The organism is Bacillus sp. FSL W7-1582 (assembly GCF_038593325.1).
Taxonomy (GTDB): Bacteria; Bacillota; Bacilli; order Bacillales; family Bacillaceae; genus Bacillus; species Bacillus altitudinis.
This window is the reverse complement of the sequence record NZ_CP151987.1, coordinates 235,443-257,907: the sequence shown is the minus strand read 5'-3', so window position 1 is coordinate 257,907 and position 22,465 is coordinate 235,443. Positions and strand designations below refer to the sequence as shown.

Annotated in this window: 20 protein-coding genes; 9 read left to right on the top strand and 11 right to left on the bottom strand. The window is 43.0% G+C overall.

All coding sequences use genetic code 11. The annotated features are described in order from the left end of the window. Window positions 1-31: 31 nt before the first annotated feature. The 4 genes from NSQ11_RS01470 to NSQ11_RS01455 are packed head-to-tail and all read left to right on the top strand — an operon-like array spanning window position 32 to window position 6,700. The gene (locus NSQ11_RS01470) at window positions 32-1,150 is read left to right on the top strand and encodes a PTS fructose transporter subunit IIC (protein WP_017358746.1); all 1,119 of its coding nucleotides are present in this window, start codon (window positions 32-34) and stop codon (window positions 1,148-1,150) included. A gap of 28 nt (window positions 1,151-1,178) precedes the next feature. Beyond that, window positions 1,179-3,842: a mannosylglycerate hydrolase gene (mngB, locus tag NSQ11_RS01465; protein WP_342501214.1), complete on the top strand. Its 2,664-nt coding sequence runs from the start codon at window positions 1,179-1,181 to the stop codon at window positions 3,840-3,842. 57 nt (window positions 3,843-3,899) lie between these two features. Beyond that, the gene (locus NSQ11_RS01460) at window positions 3,900-4,784 is read left to right on the top strand and encodes an ROK family protein (protein ID WP_074041735.1); all 885 of its coding nucleotides are present in this window, start codon (window positions 3,900-3,902) and stop codon (window positions 4,782-4,784) included. Beyond that, a complete protein-coding gene (locus NSQ11_RS01455) occupies window positions 4,781-6,700 on the top strand; it encodes a BglG family transcription antiterminator (RefSeq protein ID WP_144740549.1) in 1,920 nt (639 codons plus the stop codon). Before NSQ11_RS01460 ends, NSQ11_RS01455 begins: the two co-directional genes overlap by 4 nt. Before the next feature lie 61 nt (window positions 6,701-6,761). Here NSQ11_RS01455 and arr read toward each other — a convergent pair whose 3' ends face one another. Beyond that, window positions 6,762-7,178 carry an NAD(+)--rifampin ADP-ribosyltransferase gene (gene arr / locus NSQ11_RS01450; protein ID WP_017366526.1) on the bottom strand — a complete coding sequence of 139 codons (417 nt, stop codon included), beginning with the start codon at window positions 7,176-7,178 and terminating at the stop codon, window positions 6,762-6,764. Window positions 7,179-7,471: 293 nt separating this feature from the next. On the opposite strand from arr, the gene NSQ11_RS01445 reads away from it, so the two are divergent. Continuing rightward, window positions 7,472-7,789, top strand: coding sequence for a hypothetical protein (locus NSQ11_RS01445; protein WP_098681017.1), 318 nt, complete (start codon window positions 7,472-7,474; stop codon window positions 7,787-7,789). A gap of 21 nt (window positions 7,790-7,810) precedes the next feature. On the opposite strand, the gene NSQ11_RS01440 is transcribed toward NSQ11_RS01445, so the two are convergent. From NSQ11_RS01440 to NSQ11_RS01430, 3 genes are all read right to left on the bottom strand, one after another. Then, window positions 7,811-9,232 carry a glycoside hydrolase family 1 protein gene (locus NSQ11_RS01440; RefSeq protein WP_008343856.1) on the bottom strand — a complete coding sequence of 474 codons (1,422 nt, stop codon included), beginning with the start codon at window positions 9,230-9,232 and terminating at the stop codon, window positions 7,811-7,813. Window positions 9,233-9,251: 19 nt separating this feature from the next. After that, the gene (locus NSQ11_RS01435) at window positions 9,252-11,111 is read right to left on the bottom strand and encodes a beta-glucoside-specific PTS transporter subunit IIABC (protein WP_008343857.1); all 1,860 of its coding nucleotides are present in this window, start codon (window positions 11,109-11,111) and stop codon (window positions 9,252-9,254) included. A gap of 236 nt (window positions 11,112-11,347) precedes the next feature. Next, the gene (locus NSQ11_RS01430) at window positions 11,348-12,184 is read right to left on the bottom strand and encodes a PRD domain-containing protein (protein WP_008343858.1); all 837 of its coding nucleotides are present in this window, start codon (window positions 12,182-12,184) and stop codon (window positions 11,348-11,350) included. 185 nt (window positions 12,185-12,369) lie between these two features. On the opposite strand from NSQ11_RS01430, the gene NSQ11_RS01425 reads away from it, so the two are divergent. After that, complete coding sequence (locus tag NSQ11_RS01425) at window positions 12,370-12,570, top strand: hypothetical protein (protein ID WP_035390601.1); 201 nt, start codon at window positions 12,370-12,372, stop codon at window positions 12,568-12,570. A gap of 34 nt (window positions 12,571-12,604) precedes the next feature. Here the strand turns inward: NSQ11_RS01425 and NSQ11_RS01420 are convergent, their stop codons facing one another. Together NSQ11_RS01420 and NSQ11_RS01415 are read right to left on the bottom strand one after the other, a co-directional pair. Next, entirely contained in the window at window positions 12,605-14,224 is a 1,620-nt protein-coding gene (locus NSQ11_RS01420) for an APC family permease (protein ID WP_072367554.1), read from the bottom strand. A gap of 343 nt (window positions 14,225-14,567) precedes the next feature. Next, window positions 14,568-15,536 (bottom strand): rhodanese-related sulfurtransferase, encoded by a 969-nt coding sequence (locus NSQ11_RS01415; RefSeq protein ID WP_007498459.1) that lies wholly within the window; start codon window positions 15,534-15,536, stop codon window positions 14,568-14,570. 199 nt (window positions 15,537-15,735) lie between these two features. Between NSQ11_RS01415 and NSQ11_RS01410 the strand changes: the two genes are divergently transcribed. After that, on the top strand, window positions 15,736-16,818 hold the full coding sequence (locus tag NSQ11_RS01410) for an iron-containing alcohol dehydrogenase family protein (RefSeq protein ID WP_035390603.1): 1,083 nt from the start codon (window positions 15,736-15,738) through the stop codon (window positions 16,816-16,818). A gap of 50 nt (window positions 16,819-16,868) precedes the next feature. Here NSQ11_RS01410 and NSQ11_RS01405 read toward each other — a convergent pair whose 3' ends face one another. The 4 genes from NSQ11_RS01405 to NSQ11_RS01390 all read right to left on the bottom strand — a co-directional run bounded on the left by NSQ11_RS01405 (window position 16,869) and on the right by NSQ11_RS01390 (window position 19,708). After that, a complete protein-coding gene (locus tag NSQ11_RS01405; RefSeq protein ID WP_342501213.1) occupies window positions 16,869-17,696 on the bottom strand; it encodes an aldo/keto reductase in 828 nt (275 codons plus the stop codon). 297 nt (window positions 17,697-17,993) lie between these two features. Further along, window positions 17,994-18,410, bottom strand: coding sequence for a DUF5301 domain-containing protein (locus NSQ11_RS01400; RefSeq protein ID WP_213406352.1), 417 nt, complete (start codon window positions 18,408-18,410; stop codon window positions 17,994-17,996). A gap of 29 nt (window positions 18,411-18,439) precedes the next feature. After that, window positions 18,440-18,901 carry a DUF523 domain-containing protein gene (locus NSQ11_RS01395; protein WP_342501212.1) on the bottom strand — a complete coding sequence of 154 codons (462 nt, stop codon included), beginning with the start codon at window positions 18,899-18,901 and terminating at the stop codon, window positions 18,440-18,442. Window positions 18,902-19,249: 348 nt separating this feature from the next. Continuing rightward, window positions 19,250-19,708, bottom strand: coding sequence for a MarR family transcriptional regulator (locus tag NSQ11_RS01390; RefSeq protein WP_017366520.1), 459 nt, complete (start codon window positions 19,706-19,708; stop codon window positions 19,250-19,252). A 207-nt stretch (window positions 19,709-19,915) separates the two neighbouring features. Between NSQ11_RS01390 and NSQ11_RS01385 the strand changes: the two genes are divergently transcribed. Further along, on the top strand, window positions 19,916-20,683 hold the full coding sequence (locus NSQ11_RS01385; protein WP_272511951.1) for a GNAT family N-acetyltransferase: 768 nt from the start codon (window positions 19,916-19,918) through the stop codon (window positions 20,681-20,683). Window positions 20,684-20,821: 138 nt separating this feature from the next. Next, window positions 20,822-21,199 (top strand): hotdog domain-containing protein, encoded by a 378-nt coding sequence (locus NSQ11_RS01380; protein WP_008343876.1) that lies wholly within the window; start codon window positions 20,822-20,824, stop codon window positions 21,197-21,199. 53 nt (window positions 21,200-21,252) lie between these two features. On the opposite strand, the gene NSQ11_RS01375 is transcribed toward NSQ11_RS01380, so the two are convergent. Next, on the bottom strand, window positions 21,253-22,425 hold the full coding sequence (locus NSQ11_RS01375; RefSeq protein WP_342501211.1) for an MFS transporter: 1,173 nt from the start codon (window positions 22,423-22,425) through the stop codon (window positions 21,253-21,255). Window positions 22,426-22,465 lie beyond the last annotated feature (40 nt).

Here is a 22,465-nt window from a genome sequence, read left to right as displayed (position 1 = left end):
AGCAATGCCATATAGAAAGGAGCAAAGCAGAATGAAAGCAAAATTAAAAGTCATTGAAGGCCACCTCATGACCGGTATTTCTTATATTCTTCCGGTGATCATCGGAGCTTCACTTATCGTTGGTTTAGCCAAACTAGTCGGGTTAGGTTTTGGTGTGTCAGATTTAAACGCCTATAAAGATGCAGGCGGGATTTTACATGGTGCCTATTTGATGGAACAGGTTGGCTGGACAGGCATTGGCTTAATGAACGTACTGCTCGCTGGCTTTATTGCCTATTCGATTGCGGATAAATCAGGTCTTGCGGCCGGCTTTATCGGCGGAGCTCTTGCCAGCTCAACAAATGCTGGTTTTATCGGCGCCGTCATTGCAGGTTTCTTTGCCGGGTATGTCGCTCTCTTTGTGAAAAGAAAAATTCAAATTCAAGGCTCTGCAGCTGGACTCGTCCCTCTGCTCATCTTACCGCTCATTACTGTTGGCTTAACCGGACTTCTCATGTCCGTTCTGCTGGGCGGTCCATTAGGGGCTTTGAACACCGCATTAATTGAATGGATCAAAGGCATGGTTGCAGATGGAACAAGTACACTCGCACTTGCTCTCATTCTAGGTGCCATGATTGGCTTTGATCTTGGCGGCCCAGTGAATAAATCAGCTTGGATGGCTGGTAACGCGCTCTTCCTATCAGGTGTCTATCTTCCTGCCATTCTCGTCAATATCGCGATTGTCATTCCTCCGCTTGGATACGGGCTTGCGACATTGATTCGAAAACGCAACTTCTCTCCTACGTTTAGAGAAGCCGGACGAGGCGGTCTTGTGATGGGGATTATCGGGATTACAGAAGGAGCCATTCCCTTTACACTCGTCAATCCTTTGAAATTGATTCCGCTGAATGTCGTCGCTTGTGCTGCTGGAAGCGGGGTTGCTGCCTTATTAGGTGTCCATGACATCATGCCGCCAATTGGCGGACTCTACGGATTCTTCTCAGTAGGAAACTGGTGGGCATATTTAATCGGCGCGCTAACTGGCGCACTTGTTATTGGAATTGGTGCCAACCTACTTGTGAACTTCTCTGAGAAAAAAGAACCCCAAAAGCCAGAACATGATCAGAAGCAGAAAGAAGAAGATGATTTTGACCTTGTGCTAGAAGGATAATTTGAACAAAGAAAGGTGTCGTTACACAATGACTGTCAATGTACATGTGATTCCACATACTCACTGGGACCGGGAATGGTATTTTACCACCTCCCGCTCCCGTATCTACTTAATGAAAAGCGTAATGGACATATTGGACACCCTCGAAACAGATGAACGATTCCATTACTTCATGCTCGATGCGCAAGCATCCTTGCTAGATGATTACTTAAAATGGCGCCCCGAGGATGAAAATCGAATCAAACAGCTCGTCACAGCAAAACGCCTCATCATCGGTCCGTGGTATACACAAACGGATCAGCTCGTGATTTCTGGGGAATCGATTGTACGGAATCTGCAATATGGGATTGAGCGCTGTCAGCAGTTTGGACATGTCATGAAGGTCGGTTATGTCCCTGATTCCTTCGGTCAATCTGCACAAATGCCTCAAATTTATCAAGGCTTTGGAATTGTCGATACAGCCTTTTGGCGCGGCGTTTCTGATCATATGACGAATCACACAGAATTTAATTGGCGCGGGGCGGATGGCAGTGAAGTGTTTGCAGTGAATCTGCCATTTGGCTACTACTACGGAGGAAATATTCCTGAGAAGGATGAAGACCTGCAAGCCTTTCTTTCTGAAAAAATCGGGGCGCTGCAAGCAAAAGCTACGACAAAGAATGTCTATTTCCCAAATGGCTTTGACCAAGCGCCTATTCGTAAAAACCTGCCTGACTTATTAGAAAAAGCCAATGAAATAGATGAGCATAACTATCAAATCAGCAGTTTAGAAGACTACATTGCAGCAGTGAAAAAAGAGCGAACTTCTTTTGAGACATTAGAAGGAGAGCTCATTCATGCCAAGCATATGCGAATTCATAAGTCCATTTTTTCAACAAGAGCAGATTTGAAAATCTTAAACAATCAAATTGAAAACTATCTTGTCAATGTGATGGAGCCGATCCTTACAATCAGCTATTCACTCGGACATGACTATCCGCATGACACGGTGCGTGATATTTGGTACCTCATGTTTGAAAATGCAGCGCATGATAGCATTGGCGGCTGTAACAGTGATACGACGAATCAAGATGTCTTCTTCCGCTACAAGCAGGCAAAGGAAATTGCTGAGAATCTTGTGGACTTACACATGCGTCTCATCGCCATCCGGCTGCAAACGGAGCAAGAAATCACGTTCACTTTATTTAATACACTGCCTTCAAAGCGCTCTGAAGTCATTGAAGTCGAAACCTTTATCACAGAACGTCCATTTACACTAAAAGACGCTGATGGACGAACTCTTCACTACACAGTCAAAAGTAAAACCGATGTGACAGATTATGTCTTAGCACAGCAGATTTCACTTAACCCAAGCAAAGAGGTGTACATGCCAAAGCAAGTCTGGAAAGCTGTTTTACTCATTGAAGCAGTCGATTTGCCATCCGTTGGTTATACACAAGTCAGCATGGTGTTCGATGAATCTAGTGAATCCATTTTGGAAAAAACAGAAGGTCGTGTCATTGAAAATACGTTTTACCGCATTGCAGCAAATGACAATGGGTCATTAGAAATTACGGATAAACAGACTGGACGAACGTTCTCTGAGCAAATGATCTTTGAAGACAACGGAGATGATGGGGATTCTTATAACTATTCACCACCGCGTGAGGATCTTTATGTATCGTCTAAAGATATCTCATCAGCAGACATCACCGTATCTAAAAGCAGTTTACAGGAAGAGCTCACCATCAAGCTTCAATTGACTGTCCCATATGATTTAGAGGAACGTTCGGAGCAAAAGGTGACGACTTCCCTCCAGATCACAGCGAAGGTGGCTTTAAATAAAGATGAAGCGGTCATCCGTTTTCATGTAAATGTTGACAACCATGCGCTAGACCACCGTCTGCGGGTACTCTTTGATACAGGTATTGCATCAAACGTATCACTCAGCGATCAACAGTTTGGCACCATCGAACGTCCAACGGAGCTGACGCAAGAGCTAGAATGGTGGAACAATGAACATTGGGAAGAAAAACCGATTACCATTGAACCCATGCAATCATTTGTTGCACTTCGCGATGAAGCATATGGTGTCTCTCTTTTAACGGACTGCGTCAGAGAATACCAAATCACAGGCGCGGGCTACACAACCATTGCTTACACACTCTTCCGCTGTTTCGGAAAAATGGGGAAAGAAAACCTTCTTTACCGTCCCGGCCGGGCTTCTGGAGAAAAAATCGTCGAAACACCTGACGCCCAGCTTCAAGGATCGCTATCATTCTCCTTTGGCATGCACTATAGCCAAGAAGCGGTGAGTGAAGGACACTTGGCTCAGCTTGCTAAACGTTACACCACCCCGGTTCAGTGCTACGAGCGGGCAGACTTTTTAAACGGTCGTTTAATTTTCTCTTTCCGAGATGAAAAAGAAGACTTACAATCTACTTATAGCCTGCTTGACATTGAAACAGACGGGGCCGTTCTAAGCGCTTTGAAAAAAGAAGAGCATGGAACAGGCATTGTCATTCGTCTCTTCAATCCATATTTAACACGTCAAACAGCCGCTTCAATCAATAGTTCATCTCTACAACATGGAGAAACAGCGAATTTAGGCGAAACACCTGAAGGACATATACTGAAAGCACAACATGGATCATTACACATTGAACCGCTCACACCTTGTCAGGTACAAACCTACATTGTAAAGAAAAAATGAACATGTAGGGGCGGGATCCATTTGGATTCCGCCTCTCTTTAATGGAGGGCATTGATCATGCGAATTGGAGGCATCGAAGCAGGCGGTACAAAATTTGTCTGCGGCTACGGAACAACAGACGGAACGATTGAACATATGACTTCCTTTGCAACAGGGAATCCAGAAGAAACATGCCGGCAAGTGATCGAATACTTTACAGAGCATCCAGTCGATGCGATTGGCATAGGCGCATTCGGGCCTGTCGATGTAAAAGAGCACAGCCCCAGCTATGGAACGATTCTCGAAACACCCAAAACAGCTTGGCGCCAATTTCCATTACTCTCAACCTTAAAACAAGCACTCGGTCTCCCTATGAAGCTTGATACGGATGTGAACTGTGCGGCGCTCGGTGAAGCTCGTTTTTCAACTGACACAGACAGACCAAATTCCTTGGTCTACATCACGGTTGGGACGGGAATCGGCGGCGGTGCCTATATTGAAAACCGCCTCATTCACGGACTGCTTCATCCAGAAATGGGACATATCACCGTTCAGCGCCACCCTCATGACACCTATGGGGGCTGCTGCCCTATCCACCATGATTGTTTAGAGGGACTAGCATCTGGACCTGCCATAGAAGGCCGCTATCATACATTGGCACAAATGCTGCCAGAGGAGCACCCTGCCTGGTCACTTCAAGCTTATTATCTCGGGCAAATGACCGCAAATTTATTACTCACCCTTTCACCAGAACGCATTATTTTTGGTGGAGGTGTCATGAAACAGCCGGCCTTGCTACCGCTCATCCTTGAAGAAACAGACAAGCGGCTTCATGGTTACTTACAATTACCAAAGCCATTAAATGAAATCGTCACAAAGCCTTCCTTTGACGGATTATCTGGTTTAATGGGAGCCATCGCCCTTGGAGCTGATGCCTTAAAGGAACAAGGAGCGGCGCAATGATGATGACGGCAGATACTCGAACCTACCAGCTCATTCAGCGGCTATTTGAAACGAAAGGGTTCGTGAAGCTTGAGGAGCTCACTGCCTCTTTTCGCTTATCTGACCGCTCCATCCGCAATTTAATCAAAGAAGCAAACGAGCTGTTAACACAAGCTGGAGCTATGATCAAGACCATCCGCGGGAAAGGGTATACGCTCTTAACAAGTGACCAAGACGCTTTCCTGCTTTGGCTTCATCAGCAAAAGCTTCCTGCCCGCTCTCTCGTACCCGTCATGCCAGAAGAGCGCATACGATTTATGATGAGAAAACTATTGCTTCAATCAGACTACTTAAAAATTGATCAATTAGCAGAAGAATTGTTCATCAGCCGTATGACGGTCAGCAGTGATTTAAAAAAAGGACGGGAGCTGTTAGCCCGTTACGGTATGACCCTTGTCTCAAAGCCTGGATTTGGCTTAAAAGTAGACGGAGACGAATTGCAAAAAAGGACGTGCTACGCAGACTTACTGCTTGAAGAAGAACCCGCCCTATCTCATATAACTGAGCGGGAACAGCTTCATTTCCCTGACATTTCACTTGAAACCATTCGATCCATTGTGCTGACAAATCTATATCAAGAATCACTGCTCATTAAAGATATTGCCCTAAAGAATTTAGTGATTCACTTAGCGATTGCCATTCAGCAAACGCAAAAAAAACAGCGGATACCCGCCAGTACCACTCACACACAAAGACCGCCAGTGTTAACAAGAATCGCTCAAAAGATCACTCATCAAATAAGTGACACGTTTCACGTCACCTTATCAGAGGATGAAACAGATTACTTGGTGATGCATCTCTTAGCGAATCAAACGTGGAAAGAAATCGATGAGCACCAAACGACAGAAGAAGTGCGTCAGGCGGTGACACAATTTCTCCAGCACATTGAAAAAACAAGCGGTCATCGTTTTGTAGATGACGATATCCTGCGTCAAGATTTGATGCTGCATATGAAGCCATTATTAAATCGAATTCAATACGGCGTGTCTTTACAAAATCCGCTTTTGCATGAGATCAAAACTTCTTATCCTTATCCGTTTGATTTGGCTGTCAGCGGACTCAATGTCTTACAGCTGGTGCGGACGCCAAATGAAGATGAGGCGGCATATGTTGCCTTACATATTGCTGCTTCATTTGAAAGAAGTCATCTTGACACCTCGCAAAAAAAGAGGGCCATTATTGTATGCGGGTCTGGACTAGGAACGGCACGGCTGCTTGAAATTAAATTGAAGGCGGCCTTTCAACATGAGCTTGAGATTGTTGAGCTTTATTCTTATCAGGATTACGCTTTTAGCACGACTTTGCCATGTGATGTGATTATTACAACCGTACCTCTCGCACCAAAGGGGAAACCAATCATTCAAGTGAATGCTTTTTTTGAACACCATGATGTCCAGCGTGTGAGTGAGGTCATTCACCTGTTAAACGGACATGGTTCCCCTTCGCAGGAGCTGATGGCTTTTTTCCAAGAACGATTGACCTTGTTGGATGTGAACCTTTCAAGCAAAGAAGAGGTATTAGATACGCTTTGCAGCCGGCTGGAGGCGCATCAGCTTGTTTCATCTTCTTTTCGTTCCTCCGTGCTGGAGCGGGAGCAAATGTCATCGACCTACCTTGGTAAGGGGATTGCAATGCCTCACCCGCTCATCACAAATGAAGGCACCTCCTGCGTGGCAATTGCACGATTGAAACAGCCAATTGATTGGCAGGGCGATCAAGTATCTCTTATTTTCTTGTTAGCCATTCAGAAAGATGACGCTGCTTGCATGAATCAATTTTTTGAACAAGCTGTCGATTTATTAGACAGTCCTGACCGCCTTCACTCCTTGAAACATGCAAGGACATTTGATGAGCTGATGCATGTCCTGTTTCAATAGCACTAAAGGCCGCCCAAGTGAAATCGGGCGGCCTTTTATTCATCTATTCCTCACATACGAATCAATCGTATATGACATTTTTTCCTTCTTCCCTTAACTTTTTTAACGACGTCAGCATATGATTGATTTCTTCATCGGAATGTCTTTCCCACGCACCTAATTCTGCGACTATTTTCAAGGGAGATGTCGACCGGTAAGAACGGGTCGGGTTCCCTGGAAACCTTTGATCCGTCAAATTCGGATCATCTTCAAACTCGCCTGTCGGTTCCACAACATAAATTCTCTCTTTGGAATCAGACCGGGCTAATTCAGCTCCCCATTTGGCTGCGTTTAATGTTCCAGTAAAATAGATGTGGTTCGATTGTTTATCCTGATAATTGGACAAATGCAACGGTTCAAGCAGGTCCCCAATCTTCAATTCTGCTTTCGTCCCATGAAAAAATGGCCCAGGATCTAAAACATCTTTCTTGTCATTCATACAGCCACATCCCTTATCGTTTTTGACTTGCGTATAACAGTATACGGGCTGATGCGGGCGGAAAACAGTCTATAAATGAGATTAAATTCGGGGTATAATGATAGTAGAGAGTAAGGTGTGATTTGTAAAATCCAGCAAGTTGAAAAAACAGCAAGCATACATACAAAGCAGTCTTCTTGAAAGAGATAAAAAGCTGTTAGACGCATAAAAGCCAAAGAGACGTTTGACGTTTTATGTGGTTGGCGTGTTAGCACATAATCAATTAAATTCTTCAGGAAGGGTGTAATGAGAGAATGAAAGATAGAGATAAGATTTGTCATATATATGCTCAAAAAAGTTGGCATATGGATTCTTATATTATTGGTAATCGTGAGGGTTTAATAGAATTAAAGAATGCTATTGACCAAGCATTGAAAAGTAATGTTGGTCAAGCTGAATTGTTTCCATCAGATTTAGAGGATTATACAACTTACGTTGCTTTAGTTGATGATAAAGAAGAGTTGGATTCACTTATTATGCCTTACACTGATGAGGATAATGATGATGAAAACCTGATACATCCAGTTGATATAGTTACAAGTCATGAAGAGAAAAAAACCCCTAAAAATTAGGGGTTTTTTAGTGTGATATTGTTACTTCCCGATGTTCTCTCCATTTTGCTCGATCAATGTTTCATACCAATAAGAGCTCTTTTTCCGAATTCTCTTCAGGTCTTTCAGGTCAAATTCATCACGATTGACGTAGATAAAACCGTAGCGTTTTGAGCAGCCTTGGTGTGTACTGATTAAGTCGATGGCTGACCACGGGCAGTACCCGAATACCTCTACACCGTCAGTGATCGCCCATTTGATTTGTTCAATATGTTTTTCTAAATAATCAATTCGATAATCATCCTGAATCGATCCATCCGCTTCTAACTTGTCAAAAGCGCCTAACCCGTTTTCCGTAATAATAAGAGGCAACTGATAGCGATCGTAAATCTCACGCATCGTTGATCGGAAACCGGTAGGGTCAATCTCCCAGCCAAATGCATTTTTACTTAAAAACGGGTTGTTGCCGCCTTTGTAGACGCCATCTTCACCGGATTTTAAATGCTGATCTCCGCCACGGGCAAATTCATCATTGCCATCTCCTTTACTCGCTTCAACCGTTTGAGATGTGTAGTAGTTAAAGGCAATGAAGTCTGGTTTTGCACTTTTCAAAATATCCATATCTCCCTCTTCAATCACAGGAAGAATGTCTTTTTCCTTCATGTATGCCCATGCAAGGTTGTTATAACGACCGAATACCGCCATATCAAGATATAGCCAGTTGCGGATTGCATTGTAATTAGCCGCAGCAATGACATCCTCAGGTTTTGGAGATGCCGGGTAAATAAGGGCGATGTTTGGCGCTGGTCCGATTTTCGCCTCAGGCAGCAAACGATGACAAAGCGTCATGGCTTTCGCCTGTGCCACAAGCATATGGTGGTTCTGCTGATATAGTTCTTTTTTCGGATTTTCTAAATTTGGATCCAGTGTACCTAATGCTGATCCATGTAAGATCATCATGTTTTGTTCATTAATGGTCAGCCAATATTTTACCTTCTCGCCATACTCCTGGAACAAAACCTCCGCATAACGTTCAAACGCATCGACTGTCGAACGATTTGACCAGCCGCCTTTCACTTGAAGCGCATGAGGTAAATCAAAGTGATACATCGTCACAATTGGTTCAATGTCATAGCGGCGTAATTCATCAATGAGAGAATGGTAGAAGTCAATTCCCTTTTGATTGATCTCCCCATCTCCATCTGGAATGATACGTGTCCATGCAATAGAGAAACGATAAGCCTTCAAGCCCATTTCTGCAAACATCTTCACGTCCTCTTTATATCGATGATAGTGATCGCTGGCTACCTTAAAATCAGTTGTTCCTTCAGGATAGCTTTCTCTCATATCAATGACTGAAGGTCCCTTGCCATCCTCGTTCCACGCACCTTCTACTTGATAGGCGGAAGTCGATCCGCCCCAGAAAAAGTCTTTTGGAAATGGTGCTAGTGTTGAATATCTCATGATTATGTCCTCCCTTTTCTTAAACTAAGTGTAAAAATGATTGTCCTGGTGTCACTTGTTTTTCTTCTGTCTCAATGATATCGCTAAATTCACCGGAATTGGTAATAATCACAGGTGTTGTGACAGAAAGACCTGCTGCTTGAATGGCCTCAATATCAAACTCCGCAAGCAGTTCACCTTCTGTAATCGTTTGGCCCTGCTCAACCTTCGGCGTAAAATGACGGCCCCCAAGTTGTACAGTATCCAGTCCAATATGAATGAGTACTTCTGCTCCGCTTTCAGAGGTGAGACCGTATGCATGTCCTGTTGGGAATACCGTTGTCACGACTCCAGTTACTGGTGCAAACAGCTTGCCTTCTGATGGAATAATGGCTGCGCCCTTACCTAATGCGCCAGATGAGAAGGCTTTATCTTGCACCTCTTCTAGCTTGATGACTTCGCCAGATAAAGGACTTTTCACATGAGCTGCTTTGACACCATGTTCATTTTCAGATGCTGGTGCAGAACTAGCTGCAGGAGCATCTTCTTCATCCACAGGATCTTTGAATCCAATCAAATAGGTTAAGACGATTGAAAGGACAAATGAAACGGAAATTCCGATTAAGAATCCTGTAAACCCTTGACCATAGAAGATCGGAAGTGTCAGTAAACTCGGAAGACCTGATGCAATCGCAATACTTTGTGAATAACCGATAATGGCACCACCGACACCGGCAGAGATCACCGCTGCAATAAATGGTTTTTTCAAACGAAGTGTGACGCCGTATACAGCAGGTTCTGTAATTCCAAATACAGCAGAAACCGCTGTCGATCCAGCTAATGATTTCAGCTTTTTGTTCTTTGTTTTCAGCATAACACCGATGGAAGCACCGGCTTGTGAAAATACAGCTGGCGCAGTCGCCGGCTTGATATGATCTTTTCCATGGACCGCAATATTATTTAAAATGACTGGCACAAGCCCCCAATGGATACCGAAGATGACAAGAACCTGCCATGCCATCGCAATTAAAGCACCGGCAAGTGTAGGGCTAAAGGAGAATACTTTCAGCAGGACGGCTGCAATTCCATTCCCTGCATACACACCAAATGGTCCAAATACGATCAGTGTCAGTGGAACGACCGTGACCAGTAAAATCAGTGGTGTAATAAAGTTTTTCACACTTTCATGAATGACTTTGTTAAAGAAACGTTCGATATATCCCATCACAAACACTGCCAAAATAATCGGGATAACCGTTGATGTATAAGACATTAAGACAACCGGAATGCCGAAGAACGACACATCTCCGCCGCCTTTTGTGAGCTCTTGAATAGTCGGGTAGATCAGTGCACCTGCAATCGTCACAGCGACAAATGGATTCGCTTTAAACTTCCTAGCAGAAGTGAATGCGAGCAGCAGCGGCAGGAAGTAGAACAAGCTGTCTGATGCGGCAAATAAAATTTGATACGACGTATCTTCAGGAGATAACCATTTTGCATTGATACAGATGCCTAGAAGTCCTTTTAAAATACCGGCACCCGCCATGACACCTAGAAGCGGTGTGAAAATTCCAGAAACAATGTCGACGAATTTTCCAAAAAGACTTGTACTTTCTTCACTTGATCTAGCAGATGAAGAAGTGGAATCCTCTAATAGATTCGTAAACTCCCCAATCTCTCGATATACCTCTGGTACGGTGTTGCCAATGACCACCTGAAACTGGCCGCCGCTTTCCATGACAGTCACCACACCATTTAATTTTTCAATGGCTGCTTTATCTGCTTTTGATCTGTCATTTAGTGTGAAGCGAAGTCTTGTGGCACAGTGAACCAATGAATGAACATTTTTCTCTGTACCGATATGTTTGATAATGTCTTCTGCTAATTGACGATGACTCATACAAAAACCCCCTTTTTTTCAAAAAAATACGTTTTTAGGCAAAATAAAAACCTAAACGGGCACCAAAAATAGTCGCAACTTGCTATTGCGCTTTTTCAGTGAACGTTTAGGTTTTGCCTGCCGAACAGTCACAATCCTCTAAGACGATCATTGTGAAACCGTATTCTTTTATGTTTATGAGCAAATAGTACCACTCACTTTTTGTGATGTCAACGCTTTCTTTTAAAATTCTATCTTTATTTTTCTCGTTTGATGAGTCGATTCAAATGAATTGATAGATAGAGCATCTCCTCTGATGTCAGGTCGCGATGATACGTTTGATACACATATTCCGCGATTTTCTTTGCGCATTCGTACGCCTTCGGATATTTCACTTTAATCAGCTGATATAAATCTTGATCTTCACTGACGAGTAACGTTTCGTTGATGAGACGCTGTACGAAAAAACGTAAATGTGTGAGAAAACGATAAAAGTTGAGCGAGTCTTCATCAAATTCCATGTTCAGATGATATTTCACAATGGTCAGTATGGCATTCACTTCTTTCGTGATATTGACCGTTGTATTCATGTCTTCATTGAGCTCTGCATTAATAATATGCATGGCAATAAAGCCCGCTTCATCTTCAGGCAGTTCAATATGAAGACGATCTTCAATCATCTCAAGGCATTCCTTCGCCACGAGAAACTCATCTTTGTATAAACGTTTAATCTCCCAAATCAGCGAATTCTCAATCAAGTGGTTTTTCTTTAATCGTTCGATGGCGTAATGAATATGGTCTGCCAGCGATACATGCAGACTTTCGTTTAATCTTCGGTTCAGCTTTGTATGTGCGTATTGGATCATTTCCTCGGTCACCTTGACGACATCATACGGAACCTCTTGAAGCAGCATTTTCATCCGTTCATGTACGGAATGATCCTCTAGGCGGAACACTTTATCAATTAACGCCTCGTCCACCGGGTCTCCGGGACGTCTTTGAAAAGCGATGCCTCTGCCCATGACGACGATTTCTTTTCCTTGTTCATCTATCACACTAATGACATTATTGTTTAGAACCTTTTGAATCTGCATCTCCAAACACCTCCGTCTATAACCAGCCATCTACACTCAAAATATGCTCTCATCTTAACACAACTGTCAAATCACTTGGCGTTTTTATCTGACTTTTGAAATAGATTTCACGATATTTTCACTTCTTTCTTGCTGGTCTGATCCTCCCTCGGCCTGCATACAATACCCCGAGGAGGTGACCTTCGGTGAAGGCTTTTTTCTGGTCAGCATCTTTTTTATTCATGTTCATTCTGACTCTCTTTATTCTAGGTATTGTTTTTTGGCTTAGTGGACAAGGCTTAGATCAGCTATGGAGATATGCGCTTATCTGTCTTGTGACAGCCACCGTTCTACACGGCGTTACCACTTGGCTAAAGCAACATGTCATGCATCATCTATCCAAATAAAAAGGCTGCCCTCAGTATTCAGGCAGCCCTTCCGTTATTCCTTAGATGAGGCGGCTTCTTTCTGAGAAGCACGCAGTTCATCATTAATTTTTTTCGCATCTTCTAAAAACTCTGTTTCAAAACCACTTTTGAGTGCCCACATATAAAATAACAACGCCACAACTGCAATGAGCGCCATATCCCAGCCATAATGAATGACGTTATACCCGCCAAATTTATCACTACCGAGACAGGAAATCGTCATCATCACAAGCAAATACACAACCATCCAAGCACCTGCTTTAAAGTGACGGCCAAAGCCCTTCCACTTCGCTTTTGCTTGATAGTAAAAATAGATTGGCAGACCGATGAGAATAATGAACAGCACCTGACCCGTCAGCGGCCATCTCGCCCAGTACAGTGTCAAGGATGCAAAGACAAAACCAAGCGGGGCAATGATGCTGAGTCCTTTAATTCGCAATGGACGATATAAATCTGCGCCCGTCTTTCTCAGCGTCATCACTGTCACAGGTCCTGTCAAATAGGAAATCAGGGTCGCCACAGAGATAATTTCAGCGAGAACCCCCCATCCTCTAAACAAAAACAGAAAGATAAACGATACGCCTAAGTTAAAAAACATCGCTGGACGAGGCACACCATAAATTGGGTGCAGACGACCAAGTACACTCGGCATGTACTTGTTTTTTTCCATCCCATAAATCATACGAGACGTCGTCGCCGTATACGTAATCCCTGTGCCAGAAGGAGAAACGAACGCATCTGCATATAAAATAAGGACAAGCCAGTTGATTCCTAGCGCAATGGCAAGGTCAGCAAATGGCGAGTTGAAATTCAAATGCCCCCAGCCATTCACAATCATTGATGGATCGACAGCGCCAATAAAAGCGATTTGCAGCAGCACATAAATGACCGTTGCAATCAAAATCGATCCAACAATGGCAATTGGAATCGAACGCCCTGGATTTTTCGCTTCTCCTGCCATGTTAATCGGGCTTTGGAAGCCATTAAAAGCAAACACAATCCCCGATGTTGCCACAGCTGTGAGCACACTCGCCCAGCCGTTCGGCGCAATACTTGTTCCAGAAGTAAAATTCTCACTATGAAAACCTACGAATAAGAGCGCACCAATTGTTAATCCTGGAATGACGATTTTAAAAATCGTAATGAATGTATTCGCCTTTGAAAACAACCCAACTGTCCAATAATTGAGCAGAAAATAAATCACCAGCAGCACACTTGCCACCATGAGCCCCTCAGTCGTCAAAACCCCTTTTGTGACCAAATGGCTTGTCCACTTTGCCCACTCCCAAGGCCATGAGCTCATGTATTGAACGGAGGCAACTGCCTCAACAGGAATCACTGAGACAATGGCGATCCAGTTTGCCCAAGCGGCGATAAATCCAATAAAAGAGCCATGTGAATATTGCGTATATTTGACCATTCCGCCTGCCTCTGGAAACATCGACCCGAGTTCACTATAAGACAATGCGATAAATAAAATAACAACCATCCCGATCAACCATGACAAAATAGCAGCAGGGCCGGCGATTTGAGCAGCCCGCCACGCACCAAATAGCCATCCTGAACCAATGATTGAGCCAAGACCTACCATCATTAAAGCGAAAGTTCCCATCCTACGATGCAAATGATTCATGTTCATAACACCTTTCGATTAAAATACAGAGCATGTGTCGAGCAAGCGCCTTTCTTTTATAGCAGCTCACCTTTCATTCCATTGGCAAATACTTTCTGATCTGAACTTTTATCTTTGTTCATTTTTTTGCCTGTTATATTATCTCTCAATTCTCCATTTTCTGAAATAGTCGAACATGCTTATTTCAAAAGAAAGCGCTTTTTCAACTGTTCAATCTATTAGACTGATTAACTACCTTTACCCTTATTTTGAAAAAAACAAAACAAAAAAGAAAGAGGAAATGACTTCCTCTTCCCTCTGAACACATATCATCCAAAGAAAAAAGGATAAAAGGGAAACCCTCTTATCCTTGTGAGATTGCTTGTTCTTTTTCAATGACAGCTAGTCTTTCTTGAACTTCTTCCTCAGACAAATTATGCTGTTTCACATAAAGGTTACGTTCGCTTGTGCGGCATTCATGGCTGCAGCTGCGCATATATTTATGCTCGCTTTCTTCTGTTGCAATCATTTTGCGGTTACATGCAGGGTTCGCACAGTTCACATAACGCTCGCAAGGTTCGCCAGTGAAGAAATCTTTTCCTACCACGACGTGCTCTGTTTGATTGACTGGAACCGTTAGGCGGTTATCAAACACATAACATTGACCGTCCCATAGCTTTCCTTGAACTTCTGGGTCTTTTCCGTACGTGACAATTCCACCGTCAAGCTGGGATACATCTTCAAAGCCTTCACGCTTTAACCATCCTGAGAATTTCTCACAGCGTACGCCGCCTGTGCAATACGTCAGAATTTTTTTCCCTTCAAGAATCTCTTTGTTGTCACGAATCCACTCAGGCAATTCACGGAATGTCTCAATGTCAGGGCGCACAGCACCTCTGAAGTGACCGACATCAAACTCATAATCATTACGTGCATCAATCACGACCGTATCAGGTGATTGCATTTGCTCGTAAAATTCAACTGGGCTGAGATGTTTCCCCGTTAATTCTAGCGGATTCACATCATCTTCAAGACTTAAATTCACCAATTCATTTCGGTGGCGGACGTGCATTTTCTTAAACGCATGACCATCTGCTTCGTCAATTTTAATTGGCATGGACGCAAAGCGTGGATCTTCTTTCAATGCTTGCATGTACTTGTCCGTCTGCTCAATGGTACCAGAAACGGTTCCGTTTATGCCTTCAGATGAAACAAGAATACGACCTAACAAACCAAGTTCCTTACAGAATGCAAGATGCTCTGCTGTAAACGTTTCTGGATCCTCAATGGGGACATATTGATAGTAAAGTAATACACGATATTGTTTTTCCATATATATAAACACCTCTTAAATTTAATCAAAACATACCATTTTATATCATACAGGAAATACATACCTTAAGGCAATGTCAGCAGTTCAATTCCATAAAACGGAAGGGTCTATGGTCTCATACTGTTCGATTATTTGACAGAACTTTCTGTAAAATGAGATGATTTAAGAACTATATGATTTCGTAAAGGAGCATAAGTCCATGATCCAGCCAGAAGAGATCGTCAGAAGCGGTCCTAACCAGTTTATTTCTCAAAAGGGGATTTATCATGAAATCGAGTCACTTGTTACTCCCTTTCAGTCACCAGCTATAGTGACAGGATATGACTCATATCAAGCCTTTTCACAGTACACAAAGCTTCCATCCGAGTGGCCTGTTGTTCAGCATAAAGGTTACAGTTCACCAAATGCGATCACACGAATTGCGGAAGAACTCAAGAGTTCAGATGTGATCATCGGGATCGGTGGCGGCACGATTTTAGATACAGCGAAGTCTGTTGCCGACGCTCTCCAAATTGAAGTGATCATGGTGCCGACGATTCCTGGGACATGTGCGGCTTCTACACCGCTCAGCGTCATTTATGATGACAAGGGAAATTTTATGAGGGTCGACTATCATAAGCGGTCCAGCTATCTCACGTTAATTGATCATACTTTTTTGCTTTCATCTCCTCTTTCCTACCTCCAAAGCGGAATTGGGGATACACTGGCAAAATGGTATGAAGCGGAAGCCATTATTCGTAACACAAAAGGCACCTTGCCGCTCATGGTACATGCTGCATTAAAGCAGGCAGTGTACGTTCGTGACATTCTTCTGACTCATAGTGAAGAAGCCGTTAGCAGCTTAAAAACAGGCCAGCTTTCTCAAGCCTTTGCAGATGTAACAGATACGATCATTACGTTAGCCGGAACAGTCGGCGGCTACGGAGGACGTTATGGCAGAATGGCAGGAGCCCATGCCGTTCATAATGGATTAACATTTATTGATGAAACACATCATGTGTTACATGGACAAAAAGTGGCCTATGGCATTCTCGTCCAGCTTGCCGCAGAAAACCGTATGACGGAAGTAGAAGAATTACTTGAGCTCTATCAAACACTCGGATTACCTAGAACGATGCGTGAGCTTGGCATCACAGCTCAGCTAGAGGAAGCAGCACATACAGTGGCAAACCATGCTGCACGTAAAGATGAAACCTTTTGTTTGATTGGAGACTATACGAAAGAGCAAATTGTCGACGCCATTCAAATCATTGAGACCTATCAGCCTCAAAAAACGGTTTGAACATATGGGCAAATAAAAAGCACAGGCATCCCGCCTGTGCTTTCTTTTTATTAAAAATCGAAGTTATCTGGGTCTGGACCCGTGCGCTCATCTTCATTGAGCTGATCAATGACACTCATTTCATGGGCGGACAACTCGAAATCAAATACGTTTGTGTTTTCGATGATTCGGCTCTTCGTCACAGATTTCGGAATGGTGATAATGCCATGCTGCACGTCCCAGCGAAGAATGACTTGCGCCACTGACTTCTCATGTTTTTTCGCAATATCTTGAAGCACCGGATGGTTAAGAAGTTTTCCGCTGCCTAATGGCGACCATGCTTCTACATGAATGCCTTTTGCCTTGCAGTAGTCACGTAAAGGCTCTTGCGTCAGCTTCGGATGCAGTTCAATTTGATTGACCATTGGCACCACTTCTGCCTCTTCTAATAAATCTTCTAAATGGTGCTGATGGAAGTTACACACGCCAATGGCTTTCACACGGCCATCCTTATAAAGCTTTTCTAGCGCCTTCCACGTTTCTTTATATTTGCCTTCAACCGGCCAATGGATTAAATAAAGATCCAAAACATCCAATCCAAGTTTGTTCATACTTGTTTCAAAGGCTTCAAGCGTTGACTCATACCCTTGATCACTATTCCACACTTTTGTCGTAATGAACAGCTCATCGCGAGAGATGCCTGATTGCTGAATGGCTTTGCCAACACCTTCTTCATTTTGATAGGCCGCTGCTGTATCTATACTGCGATAGCCAGCTTCAAGTGCGTCTTTGACTGCATTTACAGCCTCATCCCCATCTTTTACTTGCCATACACCAAAGCCAAGCTTCGGCATTTTCACTCCGTTTGCTAATGTGACTGTATCTGTTAATCCACTCATCAAACAAACCTCCGCTTCATTTTTGCTTACCATGCACTATACCCGAATGTGCGAAAGATCATGCATGAAGATAAACCATTCATAGACTGAATGATCTCAGATAGTTGACAAAGGGCTAAAATGAACTTGATTTTAGCCCTTTGTCTTCTTTTCAGTGTGATAGAAAACCTTTGCAGCCCTAGGAAGGACGAGTACTGGCGCGGAGCGAATTTCACATTCGTGAGCACCGGCACGCAGGACTGACAAAGAATGCGAGGGTTTGTCTACACGCTGAAACCATTCATAGACTGAATGATCTTATTTGATGTATTGTCCCATATCGACTTGATTTGCATCAACGATTTGGTATTCACTGATTCGATTTTTTGTTTTAGAACCATCATACGTCTCTAAAAAGCTTTGGTCATAAAAAGTCAGACCATACATTTGCTTTTCGTTCTCGTACACTCTGATCCAATAAGATTCTTTTGTTTCTTTTTTAGATCCAGTTAATTTCTTTAATTGAATACCCGAAAATTTCTTCAGCAGCTTTTGAATATCCTCTTTCTTGTCCACCACAACGCGCTCATCATCATGCTCAATTTGAATGGAAGTCACTTTATCTTTATCAATCGAGACCACATCATCAAAAGCATATGTTTTGGCATTGATCATAAAATAAAGACCTATTCCGATGAAAATAACGACTACTAAACCAATGATCCACTTCTTCAACCTAACTCCTCCTTCAATTCACGCCATCCCTATACAAACAGCGAGGTCCAATCATCCTCCTCAGAGAATACTTGAATCCCATGCTGTTTCAGCAAGGCAGACGTCACACCGTCCCCAGCCTTTGTCTTCCCGTTAAACTCTCCCCGATAGATCATCCGGCTTCCGCAAGAAGGGCTGTACTCTTTTAACACGACGGATGTTGCGCCAAGAGTCTGAACCTGCTTAAGCGTGTCTTGTGCACCATTTACATACATCTCTGTCACATCTGTTCCATGAACATCAACAACAGAAGCCAGCCCCCGTAAGACATCATGACCATCTCCACCAATAATTTCTGCGGGAGGTCTTGGTGTAGAGAAACCGCCAAGCAGCTCAGGGCAAACTGTTACCGCCTTTCCTTCCTGCACAAGCTCCTCGATACGTTGATCTAATCGATGGCTGCCATTATAACGGACCTTTAATCCCGCAAGACAAGCGCTGACAACGATCATGTATGTTCCTCATTTCTATGTATTGAACGTTTTTTGCTGACTTTAAAATAAATCCATAAAGGCAAACAGAGTATCGTGTACATCAGAAAGGGCAGAGCACAATACAAAACAGCCGCCCACATGGACCCTTCAACTCCTGTCACTCCAAAAAAATAAACAAATAATAGCAAGCTGACAAACAATCCGACGAACGGCATGATAAAAATAGATTTTTTGAAATTCTCCATCATCTCTTTCACCAACACGGCTCCCTCCCTCAAACATCATCACGAATAACGTCAATATATGTTAATTTTACCATAAAAAAACCGAAAGCATCTAGTTTATAGAAAGCTTTCGGTCCGTTATTTATATCTTTTCCTTCCAAGCCTTTAAGAAGCGCTCAATAACCTGTAGCTCGTCTTCATTAAATTCATGGAGGAATTCTAAATAGGAGGAGACTGCCTGTTCATGAAGCTCATCATGCAGTGCCGCAAGCTGTGTGCCTTCCTCTGTGAGTGAATAATAGACGGATTTCTTGTCACCTTGCCGGTGGCGATAGTCGACCATGCCTTTTTCGATGAGCTTTTTCACAGCCTTTGTAATGGCTGGTTTTGATAGTTTTAGTTGTTGTGAAAGAAATGTATTATTGGATTCGTTAGGGTTTGCTTGAATCATAGATAAAATATGAAGCTGTGTAAGTGTCCAATCTTGCTTGAGTGTATCAGTCGTGGTAATCAGTGGATCTGTTGGATCGTTCCGTTTCTTTTCCCTATGCATAATCAAATCTTGAATCGCTTTTAAGACAATCTGCTCGTTTGTTTCCATCTGAACCTCCACTCTTAACTGGTTAATAAAATGGTACTAATAATCAATAAAGGAGTCAAAAGAAATGTGGGGATGAGGAAAAGAATGGGTCATCAGACCTGATAAATAAAAGAACTTTTTTACTAGATTACAAGAGACGGCACAATTTCCTTTTCTTTGCTATTATTTATGATAGGTAACCCTCAATTAAGAAAAGAAGGTGAGAGAATGAAAACAGAGCAGCAAATGGCCATTCGCCAGTTAGAAGAAAAAATAAATTTGTTTTCTTCTGTTGTCAACGGATCGTTCCTATCAACAGAAGATTTCGTTTTATCAAACACGCATATATCAACTGACACGTTCAATTTGTTATTACCCATTTCAGCGCACATACAAGATCAACAAAAAGTGGAAGCTGCCATCGAACAAATGCAGCAACAGCAGCTAGCATTCAGCACATGGATCACTCAAAGCCTGCTCCACCCAGATTGGTCGAATATCATGCAGAAATATGGGCTTCAAGAAGTGGAACGCAATACCATCATGATGCTTGAACATACAAACGACATCGATCAAAGGACCTCTCAATCGCTTACGATCAAGGAAGTGACTGACGATCAAACCTTTCTCGATTATCAACATTTATTTATCGAACTTTTCGAAGGATCACCTGAGGCAATCGCTTTAAACAGCTATTTCCAGCGCTTTTCGATTGAACGATTACACCCGAGTACCCGCATGTTCGTTGGATATGAACTCAACAAACCGGTCACAACGGGCTTATTGATTGAAACAGCAGACAGCTACGGTATTTATGATGTCATCACAAAGGCAGAACACCGCGGAAGAGGACTTGGCAGTGACATGTTTCATTACCTTCTGACCCAGACAGATAACAAACAAAAGTGTGTGATGTTACAAGCCTCAAATGACGGCAAACATATCTATCAGCGTGCCGGATTTCATCCAATTGGAGAAATGGTTATTTTTGAATAGAAGATGACATTTTTTCTGAGGTATCAAAGGCAAAGAAAGGCATCCTGTCTCTTCTTTGCCTCTAACATCTCACCACAAAAATGAATGTACATTCATTCACTCCTTTGGTACATTTAAAAAAAGGAGCTGAATGAATAGATGGTTCGACCAGGCGATCAATTTCAAACAAGCAAAACCTATACGCATGAAGATGTGATTCAATTTGGCGAGATGACAGGTGATCTTGGCAAACATCATACCGAGCTAGATGATCAAGGCAGGCTCATGGTACACGGTTTTCTCACAGCAAGTCTAGCCACGAAGCTTGGCGGTCAGTTTCATTTTATCGGTCAAGAGATGACATGTACCTTCATACGCCCTGTTTATACAGGTGACACCATTACCTGTCAGATGGCCGTCACCAAGGTAGAACCCCTTGAAAAATACCATCGTGTCCACCTTTTTTCCCGTTATATCAATCAGCATGGAGAAGAAGTCATTACTGGTAAAAGTGAAGGTGTGGTTTTCAAAAAATAAAAAGCTGCCTATGATGAGGCAGCTAACTAACACGAAAACGTTCTTATTCCCTTCTATTCAGCATGATGCTGACGATCCATATAAAGCGGCGGTCTCTTTAATGAAATCACTGCACAGCTAAAGGCAATCAGCACAAAAACAGCACCGAATTTAGCCAAATCAACAGATGAACCGGTCATTGTAAACATGACGCCACCCACTGCTGATCCAATGGAAATCCCAATTTGCAAAGCGGATGTATTTAAACTTTGCTGAATATCAGACGTCACAGGGTCTGTTTGAATCAAATAGCTCTGCAAAGCAGGTGTCAGTGCCCAGCTAAGAGCACCCCATAGGACAACCATCACCATAAAGAGCATAAACACTCCCGCTGTATAAGGAAGGATAAACATCACAATGGCAAACGCGATTGTCACCAGCAAAATGGCTTTTCCTGATCCTAGTTTGTCACTCAGCCAGCCGCCAAATCCATTCCCGCCAATCGACGCAAGCCCGAAGACCAAATAACAAATACTAATCCAAAACGGAGTCATATGCAGAACTTCCATCAGAAATGGCGTGAAATAAGAATACAGCATATAATGACCAGCAAGCATGAACAAACTAATCAAATGTGCACTGAAAATTTTCGGATGCCCTAAAGAACGAATTTGTTCTTTAAGTGGTGTGACTTTTTCAACAGGCATTTTCTCCAATAGAAAATAAATGAGTACCATGGATATGGCTGACAGAATACTGATTCCTAAAAACATCACTCTCCAGCCAAAGCTCTCTGTAATAAAAATACCGATCGGTACACCGAGAACAAGTGATGAGCTAATCCCAATAAAAATCAGACCTAATGCTTTCGCTCGATGCGCCGGTTCCACCAGCTTGGCCGTAATCGTTAGTGATAACACCACAACAAGCGCCGTACTCATGGCAATCAAGACCCTAGAGATCATGACAAGGGCAAAGGTGGAACTAAAATATGTGAATACATTGCCTAATGTAAAGACCAATAATGCAATTAAATACAGACGCTTTCGTTCGATTTTGGCTGTGACGGTCAGTAGCACCGGTGCTGAAATAGCATACACAATCGCAAATACCGTAATCAGCTGCCCAGCTGTCGCAAGAGACACATTGAGATCCTCTGCTAAACTTGGCAAAATGCCCCCGACCACAAGCTCAACTAATCCAACCGCAAAAGTAGAAACAGCTAATAAATAAACTCTCCAGTTCATGTCTAACATCCCTTCTCTATATCATGGCTTTCACTTTTGA

Bases quoted from the DNA above. Each gene is read 5' to 3' on its own strand.
- NSQ11_RS01440 (WP_008343856.1), bottom strand. From the start codon at position 9,232: ATGAGATATTCAACACTAGCACCATTTCCAAAAGACTTTTTCTGGGGC.
- NSQ11_RS01420 (WP_072367554.1), bottom strand. From the start codon at position 14,224: ATGAATCATTTGCATCGTAGGATGGGAACTTTCGCTTTAATGATGGTA.
- NSQ11_RS01445 (WP_098681017.1), top strand. From the start codon at position 7,472: ATGAAAGATAGAGATAAGATTTGTCATATATATGCTCAAAAAAGTTGG.
- NSQ11_RS01410 (WP_035390603.1), top strand. From the start codon at position 15,736: ATGATCCAGCCAGAAGAGATCGTCAGAAGCGGTCCTAACCAGTTTATT.
- NSQ11_RS01435 (WP_008343857.1), bottom strand. From the start codon at position 11,111: ATGAGTCATCGTCAATTAGCAGAAGACATTATCAAACATATCGGTACA.
- NSQ11_RS01385 (WP_272511951.1), top strand. From the start codon at position 19,916: ATGAAAACAGAGCAGCAAATGGCCATTCGCCAGTTAGAAGAAAAAATA.
- mngB (WP_342501214.1), top strand. From the start codon at position 1,179: ATGACTGTCAATGTACATGTGATTCCACATACTCACTGGGACCGGGAA.
- NSQ11_RS01455 (WP_144740549.1), top strand. From the start codon at position 4,781: ATGATGATGACGGCAGATACTCGAACCTACCAGCTCATTCAGCGGCTA.
- NSQ11_RS01415 (WP_007498459.1), bottom strand. From the start codon at position 15,536: ATGGAAAAACAATATCGTGTATTACTTTACTATCAATATGTCCCCATT.
- NSQ11_RS01430 (WP_008343858.1), bottom strand. From the start codon at position 12,184: ATGCAGATTCAAAAGGTTCTAAACAATAATGTCATTAGTGTGATAGAT.
- NSQ11_RS01405 (WP_342501213.1), bottom strand. From the start codon at position 17,696: ATGAGTGGATTAACAGATACAGTCACATTAGCAAACGGAGTGAAAATG.
- NSQ11_RS01380 (WP_008343876.1), top strand. From the start codon at position 20,822: ATGGTTCGACCAGGCGATCAATTTCAAACAAGCAAAACCTATACGCAT.
- NSQ11_RS01395 (WP_342501212.1), bottom strand. From the start codon at position 18,901: ATGATCGTTGTCAGCGCTTGTCTTGCGGGATTAAAGGTCCGTTATAAT.
- NSQ11_RS01470 (WP_017358746.1), top strand. From the start codon at position 32: ATGAAAGCAAAATTAAAAGTCATTGAAGGCCACCTCATGACCGGTATT.
- arr (WP_017366526.1), bottom strand. From the start codon at position 7,178: ATGAATGACAAGAAAGATGTTTTAGATCCTGGGCCATTTTTTCATGGG.
- NSQ11_RS01375 (WP_342501211.1), bottom strand. From the start codon at position 22,425: ATGAACTGGAGAGTTTATTTATTAGCTGTTTCTACTTTTGCGGTTGGA.
- NSQ11_RS01390 (WP_017366520.1), bottom strand. From the start codon at position 19,708: ATGGAAACAAACGAGCAGATTGTCTTAAAAGCGATTCAAGATTTGATT.
- NSQ11_RS01460 (WP_074041735.1), top strand. From the start codon at position 3,900: ATGCGAATTGGAGGCATCGAAGCAGGCGGTACAAAATTTGTCTGCGGC.